This window comes from uncultured Roseibium sp., assembly GCF_947494555.1.
Classification (GTDB): domain Bacteria; phylum Pseudomonadota; class Alphaproteobacteria; order Rhizobiales; family Stappiaceae; genus Roseibium.
Genome location: NZ_CANLVF010000016.1, coordinates 1 through 593, shown reverse-complemented (window position 1 = coordinate 593; position 593 = coordinate 1). Strand labels below are relative to the sequence as shown.

1 protein-coding gene is annotated in these 593 nt (G+C 63.2%); it reads right to left on the bottom strand.

What is annotated here, in order from left to right; genetic code table 11:
- Positions 1–593: ATP-binding cassette domain-containing protein (locus Q0915_RS32030; RefSeq protein ID WP_299484420.1), on the bottom strand; the 593-nt coding region annotated here is incomplete at both ends.

Sequence of the window (593 nt, the reverse complement as noted above, 5' to 3'; positions counted from 1 at the left end):
TTGATGTTTCCGCGTTCGGCTGTTCCGAGTGTTTTTCCTCGGTTGAGGACGGTGAAGCGGTCTCCGACGGCCATGGCGTGCCGGACGTTGTGTGTGATGAAGACGACGCCGATGCCCTTCTTGCGGACCTTGTCGATGGTGGCGAGCACGTTCGAGGTCTGGCGGACCCCGAGGGCGGAGGTGGGCTCATCGAGGATGAGAACCTTTGCGCCGAAGTAGACCGCCCTTGAGATGGCGACGGTCTGGCGTTCGCCGCCCGACAGGGTGCCGACGGCCTGGTCGGGTGAGCGCAGGCGAATGCCCATCTTTGCCATCTCGCTCATGGTGACCTCGTTGGCGGTGGCAAAGTCGAAGAACTTGAACGGGCCGAAGCGCTTTTCCGGCTCGCGTCCCATCCAGAAGTTCCGCGTGACCGACATCAGCGGGATCATGGCCAGGTCCTGGTAGACCGTGGCGATGCCGGCGGTCATGGCATCGCGCGGGCTCTCGAAGTTGGTCTCCCTGCCTTCGATCAGGATCTTGCCCCTGGTCGGCTTGTGCACGCCCGACATGGTCTTGATGAAGGTGGACTTGCCCGCGCCGTTGTCGCCCAG